The organism is Streptomyces sp. NPDC058308 (assembly GCF_042880275.1).
GTDB lineage: Bacteria > Actinomycetota > Actinomycetes > Streptomycetales > Streptomycetaceae > Streptomyces.
On sequence record NZ_JBHVZA010000019.1, the window covers coordinates 118200 to 131452 of the forward strand.

Annotated in this window: 11 protein-coding genes and 2 pseudogenes; 5 read left to right on the top strand and 8 right to left on the bottom strand. The window is 66.4% G+C overall.

The window, feature by feature from the left end; all coding sequences use genetic code 11:
• The first annotated feature begins 387 nt into the window (after positions 1-387).
• On the top strand, positions 388-1137 hold the full coding sequence (locus ACFVYL_RS25020) for a GNAT family N-acetyltransferase (protein ID WP_389719595.1): 750 nt from the start codon (positions 388-390) through the stop codon (positions 1135-1137).
• Positions 1138-1206: 69 nt separating this feature from the next.
• Here ACFVYL_RS25020 and ACFVYL_RS25025 read toward each other — a convergent pair whose 3' ends face one another.
• Entirely contained in the window at positions 1207-2496 is a 1290-nt protein-coding gene (locus ACFVYL_RS25025; RefSeq protein ID WP_389719597.1) for a MalY/PatB family protein, read from the bottom strand.
• Between the two features lie 396 nt (positions 2497-2892).
• Positions 2893-3828 carry a helix-turn-helix transcriptional regulator gene (locus tag ACFVYL_RS25030; protein ID WP_389719598.1) on the bottom strand — a complete coding sequence of 312 codons (936 nt, stop codon included), beginning with the start codon at positions 3826-3828 and terminating at the stop codon, positions 2893-2895.
• A gap of 229 nt (positions 3829-4057) precedes the next feature.
• Here ACFVYL_RS25030 and ACFVYL_RS25035 point away from each other — a divergent pair, with 229 nt between their 5' ends.
• The 3 genes from ACFVYL_RS25035 to ACFVYL_RS25045 all read left to right on the top strand — a co-directional run bounded on the left by ACFVYL_RS25035 (position 4058) and on the right by ACFVYL_RS25045 (position 7245).
• Positions 4058-4963, top strand: coding sequence for an MBL fold metallo-hydrolase (locus tag ACFVYL_RS25035; RefSeq protein ID WP_389719600.1), 906 nt, complete (start codon positions 4058-4060; stop codon positions 4961-4963).
• An 86-nt stretch (positions 4964-5049) separates the two neighbouring features.
• The gene (locus ACFVYL_RS25040) at positions 5050-6528 is read left to right on the top strand and encodes a carboxylesterase/lipase family protein (RefSeq protein ID WP_389719602.1); all 1479 of its coding nucleotides are present in this window, start codon (positions 5050-5052) and stop codon (positions 6526-6528) included.
• Between the two features lie 24 nt (positions 6529-6552).
• On the top strand, positions 6553-7245 hold the full coding sequence (locus tag ACFVYL_RS25045) for a VOC family protein (RefSeq protein WP_389719604.1): 693 nt from the start codon (positions 6553-6555) through the stop codon (positions 7243-7245).
• Positions 7246-7258: 13 nt separating this feature from the next.
• Here ACFVYL_RS25045 and ACFVYL_RS25050 read toward each other — a convergent pair whose 3' ends face one another.
• Positions 7259-7396, bottom strand: a complete 138-nt coding sequence (locus ACFVYL_RS25050) for a hypothetical protein (protein ID WP_389719606.1) — start codon at positions 7394-7396, stop codon at positions 7259-7261.
• A 120-nt stretch (positions 7397-7516) separates the two neighbouring features.
• On the opposite strand from ACFVYL_RS25050, the gene ACFVYL_RS25055 reads away from it, so the two are divergent.
• Entirely contained in the window at positions 7517-8161 is a 645-nt protein-coding gene (locus ACFVYL_RS25055) for an SMI1/KNR4 family protein (protein WP_389719608.1), read from the top strand.
• Between the two features lie 46 nt (positions 8162-8207).
• On the opposite strand, the gene ACFVYL_RS25060 is transcribed toward ACFVYL_RS25055, so the two are convergent.
• The 5 genes and pseudogenes from ACFVYL_RS25060 to ACFVYL_RS25080 form a co-directional block, all read right to left on the bottom strand.
• Complete coding sequence (locus ACFVYL_RS25060) at positions 8208-9986, bottom strand: hypothetical protein (protein WP_389719610.1); 1779 nt, start codon at positions 9984-9986, stop codon at positions 8208-8210.
• Positions 9987-10255: 269 nt separating this feature from the next.
• Positions 10256-10741 (bottom strand): hypothetical protein, encoded by a 486-nt coding sequence (locus tag ACFVYL_RS25065; RefSeq protein WP_389719611.1) that lies wholly within the window; start codon positions 10739-10741, stop codon positions 10256-10258.
• Positions 10742-10883: 142 nt separating this feature from the next.
• Positions 10884-11676, bottom strand: a pseudogene (locus ACFVYL_RS25070) (IS5 family transposase); the annotation flags it as partial.
• Between the two features lie 108 nt (positions 11677-11784).
• Positions 11785-12336: a hypothetical protein gene (locus tag ACFVYL_RS25075; protein ID WP_389719613.1), complete on the bottom strand. Its 552-nt coding sequence runs from the start codon at positions 12334-12336 to the stop codon at positions 11785-11787.
• Between the two features lie 11 nt (positions 12337-12347).
• Positions 12348-12868: pseudogene (locus ACFVYL_RS25080) on the bottom strand (IS5 family transposase); the annotation flags it as partial.
• Positions 12869-13253: the final 385 nt, after the last annotated feature.

Genomic DNA, 13253 nt, shown 5'->3' on the forward strand with positions numbered 1-13253 from the left:
GGCGTTCTGTGAACTTGCTTTCTATTCATGCAGATTGGGCGGGCGGGCGCTGGAGGGCGGTTGCTCAAACTCGTTCGATCGGGCGTGGACACGCTTTCGGGGTATTGCGTCGTTCGATGGTTGACGGCTCGATGGTTGACGGCGAGTGGCGCTGCCCGGTGTGTGCTGCACCACTAGAGACTCGATACGGCCATGGACGAGATCCACTCGACGCTGGCCCTGCGTCGCCCCTGGACCGTCTGAGGCACTGGAGGGGCTTTCCATGGTCCGATTAGACTGCGCCCGCAAGCTGGTCGTGGCTGAGCCGTTCTGTCCCACATGGGTCGTCGGCGTGGGGTGTCTCGTGCCGGTCGACTGCCCGCGCACGGTACGGAAGGCACAGCACAGATGGTGGACCGCGACGTCATTTCGCTCGATGACCCGGTGGGTGAGTCACTCCGCGGATCTCACGCGCATCTCGCCCGTCGATTCGGTCGGGCCGTCACCTACCTGCCCGGAGTCGCCACCTTCTCCTCGGTGTCCGCCGACGCGGACGCGGCGGAGTGGGCAGAGCTGGCTCAACTGCTCGGCCCTGATGAGTTCGCCGACATGTTCAGCTGTCCGGCGACCCCGCCGCAGGGTTGGGAGCCGGTCTTCGTGCTCGAAGGTCGCCAGATGATCTGGCCCCGGGGTCGCCGAGCCGGTGAGCCAGGTGAGTTCGGTGAACCCGGTGAGTTCGGTGAGCCCGGTGAGTTCGGTGCGCCGTCGGACGGCAAGGTAATTGAACTGGGTCCCGAGAACGTGCCCGAGATGCTCGACCTCGTCGCGCGGACCCAGCCGGGTCCGTTCTGGCCGCGCACCCACGAACTGGGCACGTATCTCGGCATTCGCGAAAACGATGTGTTGGTCGCGATGGTGGGCGAACGGCTCAAGCCGCCGGGCTGGACCGAGATCAGCGCCGTCTGCACCGCCCCGGAGGCGCGGGGGAGAGGGTACGCCGCGCACCTGGTCAGTGAGCTCGTCGCCCGCGTCGTGTCCCGGGACGAGCGCCCCTTCCTCCATGTTGCCGAGACGAACACCGCCGCGATCGCGCTCTATGAACGACTCGGTTTCGAAGCGCGCAAGCATGTGACGTTCCGTGGGTTCCGCACTCCGTGAGAGTGGCAGGTATCCCGGAACGTCCGCGTCCGCATCCTCGCCGCCGGCCCTTGGGCCCGTTGCGGTCTGCTAGCGCTCGTGGAGTGCGGCGGCGCGTCCCATCCGGGTGATCGCCTCGGTGAGGACGGCCCGGGACGTGGCGAAGTTCAGGCGGACGTGTCCGGCTCCTCCCGTGCCGAAGATGTGGCCCGAGGAAAGGGCCACCCTGGCGTGTTCGAGAAACAGCTGGGCGGGGCCTGCCAGGTCCGTGACGACGGCCAAGCCCGTGGCGGCTTCTTCCGGTTCCGGGAGGACGCCGAGGGACCGGCAGTCGAGCCAGGCCAGAAACGTGCCCTCGGGCCTGATGTACTCCACCCCCGGCAGGTGTTCGGCGACGAGTCGACCGAGCAGCGTTCGGTTGGCGTCGAGCCCCGCCAGCAACGTGTCGAGCCACTCGTCCCCATGGCGGAAGGCCGCCGTATGGGCGATGACGCCGAGATGGCTGGCGCCGTGGTGGACCTCCTCGGGCATCCGGCGCAGTTCAGCGGCTGCCTCAAGCCCCGCGACGGCGAGCGCCGCCTTGATCCCGGCGAGGTTCCAGCCCTTGGTCGCCGACATGAGCGAGAAGGCGTCTTCAGCCCCGGGCACGGTCAGATAGGGCGTGAACCGTGCGCCCGGCAGTACGAGCGGGGCGTGGATCTCGTCGGCGACGACCCGGATTCCGTATCGCCGGGCGAGTTCCGCCACGACGGCGAGTTCCTCATACGTGTGCACTGTGCCGGTCGGGTTGTGGGGGTTGCTGAGGAGGTAGGCGATCTTGCCTGTGCCGTTTGCTTCGCGAGTCCGCCGGAACGTCTCCTCCAACGTATCCGGAGCGATGCGCAGATTCTGCCCGAGCGGTGCTTCGACGACGCGGCGGTCGTCATGGGTGATGAAGGCGTAGAAGGGCGCGTACACGGGGGAGTTGATAATCACTGGGTCGCCCGGGTCAGTGATCAGCCGCAGCATCTGGACCGCGCCGATCATCACGTCCGGGATCAGGGCGACACGGTCGACGTCCACCCCGTCCCAGTTCCACCGCCGAGCGGCGAAGGCGGCCAGCGATTCGGCGAATTCGGTTCCGGCCGGGTATCCGGTGTCCCCTGCCGCGATGGCTTCGCGGAGCGCGTCGGCGACCGCGGGCGCGAGGGGGACGTCCATCTCCGCCACCCACAGCGGCAGGACATCCGCCGGATGTGTGCGCCACTTTATGCTGGTGCGCCGACGGAGCTGCTCGAGCGTCAACTCCTCCAGCGGATTCGGATTCGGATTCGGATTCGCCCGAGCCTCGCCCTCGGCACCTGCTGAGTCGCGTCCACCCACAGTGGTCATCTTCAGCATTGGACCGTCATTTCGATCTCGGCGCAAGAACCGCGGCTGTCACAAGAACCGCGGGAGTCGCGAGGGCTGCAAGAGAGCGGGGGCGCTTGTCGGCGGGTGATGCTGGCCGGTGCCCGTCGGGGTTCCGGCCAACACCACCGCACCGCTATACGCGTCGTACCGCTCAGCTATTTGGGCCCATGGCCGCGCGGTCCACCTGCTGCGACTCCACCGTCCGCCCCGGAATCAGGACGGCAAGAGTGCTGCGCGCTTCACTCCGCAGTGTGCGGCGCCGAGCGAAGGTGGCAGTCAGAGCGAGGACCGAGACCGTGCTCCCGTAGAACACAGCGGCAATCGTGGAGAGGAGCCCGACCGTCATCGGGCACGCACCTTTCTTCCCCCGTTCGGCCGCCCGGCTCACAGCCCGGGGCGGGCGCTGATGCGATTCCTCTCCACCATACGTGTGCCGTCAACTCCCCCTTCTGACAAGGGTCGTGGGCTGACCGGTTCGGCGAGCTTTCGGAGCAGGGCGAGAGCGGCCTCCGACGAGGACCCGGCGGGCGTCGTGCACACAATGAGGGTCTGCTCCGGCGAACGGACGAGGGCCAGAGTCTGTTGCGTCACCGTCAGCGATCCCACGACCGGATGCTGCAGCTCGTAGGACGCCGCGTCGCAGGGCGACACACGGTGATCCCGCCACAGCGCAACGAACTCAGGGCTCTTCATCGTCAACTCGCCGATCAGCTCCGCGAGGAGGGGATCATCCGGGTGCAGGCCCACTGCCGTGCGCAGGTTCCCCACGACCGCGCGGGCCTTGCGGTTCCAGTCCCGGTAGAGCTCACGGCAGTGCGGATCGAGGAACAGCATCCGGCTCATGTTCGGGCGGCCGGCCGGGTCCTGCGGGGCGAGCGGATCCAGATGTCCTGCGAGCAGCCCATAGCCCAGGTCGTTCCAGGCGAGCACATCGGTGCGCCGGCCGAGAACCAGCGCCGGAACACCCTCCAGCGCGCGCATCAGGTCCCGGGTCTCGTCAGCGACCTTCTCCGGCCGAGGCCGACGTGTCCGGGTCGTACGGCGTGCAGCGTCCGCGAGCCGCGCGAGGTGTTCGCGTTCGTGGTCGCCGAGTTGTAGAGCCCGTCCGATGGCGTCGAGCACCTCGGCCGAGGCGCCACGGGACAGGCCCTGTTCGAGCCGGGTGTAGTAGGAGGCGCTGACGCCCGCCAGCTGTGCCAGTTCCTCCCGGCGCAGGCCGGCCACTCGGCGGGGCCCGAAGGCGGGCAGCCCGACATCCTCCGGCTGGAGCTGGGCCCGACGTGCCTGCAGGAAGTCGCCCAGTGGGCCAGGTCCGTTCATGTGTGAAGTGTGCAGCGCTACGGGGGTTCGCAGCCACACCCTGAGAGGGGTAGGACACAGCGGGGCTGGCCGGACACGGGGACGGCCAGCAGGCTCAGAGGCATCCGGAGGGCGCGGATCCAGCGCACACGGCTCCCGGTGCCTGGCCACGTGCCTGTGCTTGGCCACGTGCCTGTGCCCGGTCCCGTGCCTGTGCACCCGCCCCAACATCGAGGCATTGAGGAAGACGATGGAACAGATCGTCCTGGGTGATGTCACTGTCACCCGTGTCAAGGAGTACTACGGATCCGTCGGAATGGCCCCGGGAGCGTTCTTCCCAGACAGCCCCCACGGTGCCTGGGAGCAGCACCGCCCCGTACTCGCACCGGACTTCTGGGACCCCGCTACGAATGAGTGCAACTCGGCGATCCAGTCCTGGCTGCTGCGCAGCGAAGGGCGCACGATCCTCATCGACACTGGGGTGGGCAACCACAAGGACCGGCCGTACGCGCCGGTCTGGAATCGGCTCGACACTGACTACCTCGACAACCTCGCGACCGCCGGCGTACGGCCCGAGGACGTCGACATCGTGGTCAACACCCACCTGCACATCGACCACGTGGGCTGGAACACCTATCTCGACGACCGCACGTGGGTACCGACCTTTCCGAATGCCACCTACCTCATGCCGCGACGCGACTTCGACTTCTGGAACCCAGCCAACGGACACGAACCGCTCCTCGGCCGCGGCAACCAGAACGTGTTCGAGGACAGCGTCGTACCGGTTCACCAGGCCGGGCTGACCGAGCTGTGGGACGGCTCGTACCGGATCGACAAGAACCTCCGGCTGGATCTCGCACCCGGTCACACCTCGGGGTCCTCCGTGCTGTCGCTGGAATCGGGTGCCGATCGTGCGCTCTTCGTCGGGGACCTGGTGCACACCGCGCTGCAGATCATGGAGCCGGACACCAACTCGTGCTTCTGCGAGGACCCGGACCAGGCACGGGCGACGAGACACAAGCTCCTCGGCCGCGCGGCGGAGAGCAACGCCCTGGTCTTCCCCGCACACCTGGGAGGGCATGGCGCGGCGGAGGTGGAGAGGGACGGTTCGAAGTTCGCGATCAGGGAGTGGGCGGGATTCTCCCGTATCGCGTGAAACGCCAGGGCCGAACAAGCCGAACAAGCTGAACAAGCCGAAGCCGGACTCGAACAGATCGAATAGAAGGAGAAGGAAGAGTTCCCGTGTTCCAGCACCACACAAGCTCCGTGGTCGAGACGTCGTCAGGTGCCGTGCGCGGTCTACGTGACGAGTTCGGCGAACTGTACCGGGCCATCCCGTACGCGATGGCTCCGCAAGGCGCTCGACGCTTCACCCCACCCGTACCTCACCCGGGCTGGACCGGCGTCAGAAACGCCACGCAGCCGTCCCCGACGGCACCACAACCGACCCGTACCTTCGGCCGCCTCGACATGACCCCCTACTTCGGACCGGGCTGGGTGCCGGGTGACGAGTACCTGACCGTCGACGTCCGCACCCCGGCCGCAGACCGCGAGCGGCGCCCGGTCATGATCTTCATACACGGCGGCGGATTCGTCACCGGCTCCACGCGCGCCACGCTGTACGACGGCAGGGCCTTCGCCCGCGACGGCGTGGTCCTGGTGACGGTGAACTACCGGCTCGGCATCCCCGGCTTCCTCGACCTGCCCGGAGCGCCGCCGAACCGAGGACTGCTCGACGTACTGGCCGCGCTGCGCTGGGTGCGAGACAGCATCGCCCCCTTCGGGGGCGACCCCGACAACGTCACTGTCGTCGGACAGTCGGCGGGCGCGACGCTCGTCGGGGCGCTGCTCGCGACACCGGACGCCGGGGGTCTGTTCCGCCGCGCGATCATCCAAAGCGGCAGCGGTACCGGCGCCTTCACCCCGGAGCAGGCCCAGCGGGCCACTGCCAGGGCAGCCAAAGCGCTCGGTGTCCGGGCGACCGTCGAACAGTTCGCCGCCATCCCGGACGAAGTCTTCCTCGACATCATGCCGGAGCTGACCGGTCTCGACCTGCACACCGCCACCGCCAGGGATCCACTGCTCGGGCTGAGCCCGTTCAGCCTGGTCCTGCCCGCCCAGCCGGCCGACGCACTGGCCGAAGGACCTGCCGCAGAGGTCTCCGTACTCATCGGCACCAACACCGAGGAGGGGAACCTCTACCTCGTGCCGCAGGACAAGCTGGAGCGCTCCACCGAAGCGGACGTGCTCGCCCTCGCCACGGCGGGGTACGCCGAGCCGGCCGCAGCGCTCGAGGCCCACAGGACCGCACGCCCGGACGCCGGGCCCGGTGAGCTGCGCTCGGCACTGCTCGGCGACGCACTGTTCGGCGCCGGCAGCACGCGGATGGCCGGGGCGCACTCACGGCTGTCCGGGCGCCGGACATACGTCTACTCATTCGCCCATCGCTCGATGGCCCTCGGCGGCAGATTGGGCGCTGCGCACACAGTGGAACTGCCCTACGTGTTCGACCTCGCCGACGAGCCGTGGCTCCACGGCGACAGCGGCCTGCTGGGCCCGGACCCGGCCCCGGCGGGTCTTGCCGAAGCGATGCACGGAGCCTGGGTCGCGTTCGCCCGCGACGGCGATCCCGGTTGGGCGGCGTATGACCCGGAAGAACCGGTGGTGAAGGTCTTCGCAGGACCCAAGGCGTGTATCGGAAGTACCGGCAGGCGGGGCTGACTGCGGGGCTGCAAGGATGCGGTCATGGAGCAGATACTGAGTCGGCAGGAAGCGTCGGAGGCGGTCCGGGACCACGGGTGGCGCTACTTGCTGGGCTCCTTGCAGACGTCGGTTCTGGTCGGGACGTTGGCTCAAGCGATCAGCTTGGCAGCGGACGCTGTCGCAGTGTGTGGCGACGATGCCGATCGCCATCTCCGGGTTGATGTCCGCCCGGATCTGGCCGTCTTCACTCTGCAGTCGTTGGACCACGCAGCGGTTACGACCCGGGATATCGAACTTGCGCGTCGGATCTCCGCCACCGTCGACGAGTCCGGGCTTCTGCCGGAGCCCGGACTCGGAACGGGGGCACCGCGGTCGGTCCAGGCTCTGGAGATCGCCATCGATGCCTTGAGCATCTCCGCGATCCGGCCGTTCTGGAAGGCGGTATTGGGCTATGCCGATGAGGCGGGCGCAGAAGGACCGGAGGATCCGCTCGTCGACCCGGTCAGGCAGGGGCCGGCCATCTGGTTCCAGCAGATGGACCGCGCGCGTCCGCAGCGCAATCGCATCCACATCGACATCAGCGTTCCGCATGACGAGGCACCTCGGCGGATTGAAGCCGCGCTGGCGGCTGGGGGTCGACTCGTGTCGGCGAGCCGGGCCCCCGCCTTCTGGGTCCTTGCCGACCTGGAGGAGAACGAAGCCTGCGTCACCACCTGGCAAGGTCGAGACAACTGAGACAACATGCTGGTCACAGCCACTCGTTGATCGCCGCGAGGAGAACGGTTGCCTCGTAGCAGACCGCGAGCCACGGCACAGGAGTAAGCAGTTCGCACCAGCCGCTGCAGTCCGACCACAGCGGCAGCACTCCAGCAATCGCCGAGCTCACTCACCCAGAGCACCCCACCTCCAGCGCATCGGACGCCAACTATCCAGAGCTGGTGCCAACTTGCCCGCACCCTTGCGTCCCGTACTGAGCACGTGAACAGCTGGCGGTAGCGTGTTGGGCATGGATGGTCATACGGCACGCGAGCAGAACATCGAGTGGCGTCAGATAGACGACGCCTGGCAGCGTATTGAGTCCTGGCTTGAACGGAACGCTCCGGCGACATTCGCGAGCCTGTTGCCTGGCGCTTCCGAGGCGGAGCTCGACGAACTGCAGGCGTCTTTGGGTGTGCGTCTGCCCATGGGGCTGAGGGCGTTGTGGAGTCGTCGGGCGGGTGCGGGACCGGATTCAACGCCTCAGTTCATGCCGGAGGAGTGTGTACTGATGTCGTTCGAGGACGTCCGCTCCGTCTATCAGGGAAAGATGTTGCTGCGTCAGCAAGATCTAAAGGCGCAGCAGCGGACGGGTAGTACAGAAGAGATCACGGTGTGGCGGCCCTCCTGGATTCCCTTCGCTGCGAAGGACTCAGATGCTCTGTCTGGTCTGTGTGTGGACGCTGAGACCGGCAAGATCTGGTACTGGGGTGAGTATGCGGAGCGCAGTATCCAGTTCGAGTCGCTGACGGGCTACTTGGAGGAGATGGCTGACGTCCTGGAGATTCCGGAGCTCGCAGGACAGGCAGGGGTTGGCCTGATGAACGGGTTCTTGGTGTGGGGGGTGCCGGTGGGTGCGGCCGAGCGAGCGGCATGGGAGCCGTTGGCTGGGTGAGAAGTGTGGGGTGAGCGTACGTACTCACCCCACACGTCACGAGGATCTAGCTGATCTTCTTCCACGCGCAGGTGCTGCTGGTGGCGGTGCAGTGTTCGAAGCCAGGGTTACTGAGGTAGAAGGCGTCATTGTCGAGCATGCGCCAGGCAGGGGCCGGAAACGTGTGGAAGGCCCCCTCGTTTTGAACCTTGGGGATCGTGGCGCGGCCGCACTTCTCGGCGTTGGAGGGGCCGTTCTTGTCCTCGCGTGTGTCGGCGAAAAGACCGAAGGAGCTCCCCGAGGGGTTGGCGTAGAGCTGTGCGCACTTGTCTCCTGAGGAGACCTGGTACTTGTTGCCGGCGTCGGGGTAGCCACCGCTCTCGTGGGCCGAGGCCATAGCGAACTCATCGCAGGTCGGCGACCCCGTCGAAGCGTGCATGGGATGTTTTGGCCAAGCGGTCGGGCAGACCACTTTTCGACTGTCGCCACTGGTCCACGGCGCGCCGTTCGGGGTGGTCTTGGCGGTGTCCGAGCCGAGGTAGTGCATGGGCGTGTCGCCGGTACCGGGCCTTCCGGTCATGCGCTGCTGCATGAACCAGTAATAGGCGCCGGCTGCCGGGTAGAGGTTGGTGTCCATCGTGTAGGTCGGGGTGTAGTACGGAAGTACACACCCGGGTGTGGGGCTGCTCTTGCTGAGATCGTCGCAGCGAACCTTGAGTTCTTTACCGCTGGTGCCGAAGTTGGCGCGCGCGGCGAGGTCAAGATCGACGTCGACAGCGCCGACCATGTCCCACGTCAGGCCGATGGTCTCCTTACCGGTGCCGGTCCACTTCGTGGTGGTGCTGGCAACCTGCGTCTGGCCGACCTCGCTGTCTAGCCAGTACCCCCTCTCGGCCTGCCCCGTCTTGTAGTCCTTCCATGCCACCGGGGTACTGGTGCAGTGGTCGCAGACCGTTCCTGCGTTCCAGGTGAGGCGGACGCCAAGAAGCTGCGGGTCGATGGAGGTGGGGGTGACGAACAACTGCTGGTCGAACTCCGCGAAGTCGCTGCCGCCGGACGTCTTGTTCGGGTACGCCTTCAGCCGCTGCTGGAAGTTGAACGTCGCCACGCCGAAGGGGGGCTTGTCCGGCTCTCCACCGGAAGTGAAGATCAACGAGGCGCTGCCGACATTATTCAGGCAGGCATCGGCGCGGTTGATGTAGTCGTGGCCCGACGGCTTGTCGGAGCACCACGGCACGAGGTCCGGAACCTCTGCTCTGGGGGAGAGCAGAGACTTCTGCTTCTCGGATGCCGGGTGGAACTTGAGGCACACCTGGCGGCCTTGCGCGTCGGCCTTTGAACAGTTCGTTCCCCCGGCCTTGCGGATCGCCAACGCGCCGGGGTCGCTGCGGAAGATCTCTTGTGCCTTCTGGGCCACCGGATCGATGTTTGAACTCGCCTGCGGGGCAGGGAAGGTCGCGTAGGGGGCGATGCGGAACTTGGCCCACGGAGACCATTTGGTCTCATACAGATCGCCGTCGAACGCGGAGGTGTGGAAGGTGTAGGTGACGCCCGGCTTCAGCTTGCCGGCGGGAACGGTGACCTCGGCCGTGCTGCCGGAAGGCACAGCAGGGGAGACGAGCACTCCGTACTCATCGTCTTTCAACTTGACTAGGTCCTTCGCCTTGCCGTCGGCGTCAGTGGTCCAGACCTCGAAAGACTCGGTGCTCTTGTCGCCGTCCGCGTCGGTCACAGTATTGCGGAGGACCGTCTCGGGGCTGGTGACGTTCCACACGCCGCCGACCTGCTTGAACTCCGGCCCAGCCTTTGGGGTCTTGCCGGACTCTGGCCTGCTGCCTGCAGTCACAGTGCGGGACTCGGGGCCGGCTGCGGGGCGGCTGGAAGGTGCCGCATTGGGGTCGATGCTTTCCTCGGCTCCGGCGGCGAGTGCCGGACTGGAACCGAGTAGGAGAGCGAGGGCGGCGCCTATGGCTGCCCTCCGTACTAATTTCGATATCTGTCTGTGCCTCAACCCATGTCTCCTCACTAGTAGGCGAGTTGTGCGGTCCTCGCCATAGGCCGTTCTAAGCGGGTTGAGAGCGCTGGAGCAATGCCACCGAGTGGCTAATGCACCTATTAATGCCATGTGTAGGCTGTGATGTGTGTCACGGTTGCATGCAGTCCCGTGACCTTCCCGTGAGGATTCCTCGACAACACGTGTCGTCCGCTGGCCGAACAAGTGAGACAGGGCCGTGTTGTCGGGCTGGCGGGCGTCCGGGCGGCCGGTGCGGGTGAACCACCAGACCCGTCCAGGTCGGGCACTTTCGCCGTCAGGTGCTGGCCGAGGATGTGCTCGGCGGTGCCGAGGCCGTCGTCGCTGAGGTCGGCGATCCTGGCCCGGCGCGTGTCGAGCTCGTAGCGGCCGCTGCCGCCGTCCACGGCCGTCAGGCCCCGTCCGGTCGGGTTGGTGCGCCAGGGCGCGGGATGATCCGCTGCCCGCCCCATATGGCCCGTGAGGATCGCGGCGACCGTGTCGGTGACAGCGGCCGTGTAGCGGGCGCGCAGACCCTCCCGCTCGCGGTGAGTGGCGGCGGCTTCCGTGCAGGCGACCGTGATCGCCACCTCGATCTCCGGGTCCGGGATCGTGTCGGCCGGCCGGGCAGCCTACAGGTTGATCAGGCGCCGCTCGGCCGAGGGCACGTAGCCGTCGACGTGCCGCAGGGTGCCGTACGGGTCGCCTCCGAAGTCGTCGCTTAGAGGTCCTAAAAGGCGTTGTGCAGGGCCGGTAGGTGATCAGGCATGTGGGGAGGCCGAGGAACGCTTCGTGGACGTCGTCACCTTGTCCCGATCAGATCCAAAGTCGGCGGAAGCTGTGCAGCCAGGCGATCGTCCTTGCGCCCACTCAGCGAAAGACTCCCAGGTCGGAGCCGTTCGGTTGGCTGCGTTCGGCAATGACCGGGCGGGTGCCTCGCTTCCAGAGCAAGCGCCGGTACTTGTCGTGGTCGTAGCCACGGTCAGCCAGTAGGTCGTCCACCGTCGGCATGGCCGGCTGACTCATCCGGCCGACCACGCCGGGAACCTTGTCGAGCAGGGGCAGCAACTGGGCGACGTCGTTGCGGTTCCCCCGCCGATCAGCGACATCGCGAGCGGGACGCCTTGCCCGTCGACGAGGACGTGGTGCTTGCTGCCCGGACGCGCGCGGTCGACCGGGCTGGGCCCGCTTTTGGGCCGCGCCGAGCAGTCCTGACATGGGAGGAGGCGATCGCCGCCCGGGACCAGTCGAGTTCGTCCGTTGACCGCAGTTTCTCCCGCAGCAGCACGTGCAGTTGGACCCACATACCTGCTTCATTCCACGCCACCGGGCGCCGCCAGCAGGCCATGCCCGAACCGAAGCCCAGCTCCCGCGGCAAGTACGCCCACTGGATATCGGTATGCAATCCGAACAGAATCCCGTACAGGGCCTGCCGGTTCGGCCCCCGCAGTCGGCCCAAGACGCGCTTTGGCCCCGGCTTCGGCAGTAGCGGCTCGATCAACGACAACAGTTCATCCGTGGCGATCCACGGCCACGACTGTCACCTCCCCGCGACCGGACCAACGAACAGGCAGATCGACAGTCACACGATCACTCACTTCTGTTAGGAGCTCTAAGAGATCGTTGCAATTGGTCAGGCCCCCTGCCGTTGCCCCAATAGCCGGGCCTGTTCCTTCTTCAGCGCGGAGAATCCCTGGCGTGCGTAGGCGGCGAGCTCCTCGCTGGGGAACGACACCACCGAGAGGTGCTGGTCGCGGTGTCCCTGCGCCCAACGGGCGGTTGTGATCTCATAGCCAGACACATGCGCGCACAGCTGGAGCAGAAGCGGCGGCATCTCTGGTTCGCTCAACAGGTCCGCGTGGTTAATGACCAGGTCGCGCATGGCCTGAATGTTGGGAAGAAAGACGGTAGTGACCCACAGCCGCCACTCGGTGAGCTCTTCAGGAGTAGGCGGGGACTCATGAGCGAACGGCGACTTTCCGCCAGGGCGAGCGTGACGTTCCACAAACGCGCTGAAGGTGTGACTGTTGGCTTCCGAGAGAGCGAACAGGGGCCCGTAGAAGTCGCCGAGCTGGCGATTCACTCGAGCAAGACGTTCCTGACGCTGTGACAGACGCAAGCCGTTGAGGTAGGTGACGACATAGCCGACGAACGCCAGCCCGATGGTGACGACCACTGCGATCATGAGGGGCGATGCTAGCGAGCAGTGCGTCCCGTGGTCAGACGGCCGTGGCAGATATGGATTGCCGCGATGCCCGCGGAGGTCAGGAAGTGGCCGGTCTTGCGTTCGTACCGGCGGTGGAGTCTGCGAACGCCGCCGAGCCAGCTCACCGTCCGTTCGACGGTCCAGCGGTGTCGGCCAAGCCTGGTCGAGGAGTCGACGCCCTTGCGGGCTGTCCGCGGCGTGATGCGGCGACCGCGGGGCCATTGACGCAGGTGGTCGTAGTCGTATCCTTTGTCGGCATGGAGCTTGGCGGGACGGCGCCGTCGGGGGCCATGGCGGGAGCGGATTGGCGGTATGCCCCGCACCAGCGGCTCAAGTCCCAAGCTGTCGTGAGTGTTTGCCGCGGAGATCCCGATGGAGAGAGGCAGACCGGACCGATCAGTCAGTAAGTGGATTTTCGAGCCCTTCTTGCCGCGATCCACAGGATTCGGACCTGTCAGATCCCCCCTTTGAGAGCCCGCATGTTCACCGAGTCGATCGCGCACCGCGACCATCAGGGACCAGACGCTCCACGATCGTCACGCTCAAACACTGGCGATCAGACCAAATGCAACGACGTCTTAGTACTCGCAACAAGATCTTGTAGGGGTGACGGCCCGGTGGGGTGAGTGAGACGTTCCTGTCCCGGCCCGCCGCTGATCCTGGCAGAGTCGTCTCGCATGATCGTTAATTTCGCGAAAGAGTACCTGCACAGTGACCTGCGAGTGATGCGAGAGGCGATGCTCTGGAAGCTCGACGGGCTCGCTCCTGTGCGCGCTTGCCTCCTCGGGTCAGGATGGCAACAACGATTCGAGCAGCCCAGGATTCGACGCCCACGATCGACGGCCGCGTCGTCACGCACGACGAACCGCCGAGTCATTACCTTGGTTCATTACCTC